This window comes from Thermus sp. FJN-A (assembly GCF_054655095.1).
The window spans coordinates 1-246 of sequence record NZ_BAAHSC010000057.1 but is presented as its reverse complement, the minus strand read 5'-3'; the positions used below and the strand labels follow the sequence as shown (position 1 = coordinate 246).

Genomic DNA, 246 nt, shown 5'->3' with positions numbered 1-246 from the left:
GATGAGGGTGGACGAGCTGGAGCATTTGCGCAGGAGGGTGGCGGAGCTGGAGGCCGAGCGGGAGAAGCTCCTCGCCCGCCTCGCCTACCTCGAGGCCCTCGCCCAAAGCCGGAGCCTCTCCCCTTCCGGCCTCTCCCGGGAGCGGGCCCTGGAGCTCCACGCCCTCCTCTCGGCAGTGTGGCTGGATCTGAACGAGGTGCGCCCGGGCCGGGTGCCCGACCTGGACCGGGCCCTCAGGCTCCTGGA

General features: G+C 72.4%; 1 protein-coding gene. It reads left to right on the top strand.

Annotated elements, in window-relative coordinates; translation table 11 throughout:
• Nucleotide 1 precedes the first annotated feature (1 nt).
• Nucleotides 2–246 (top strand): hypothetical protein (locus ACYQ0J_RS00300; RefSeq protein WP_460170236.1); only part of this gene is annotated, 245 nt, incomplete at its 3' end.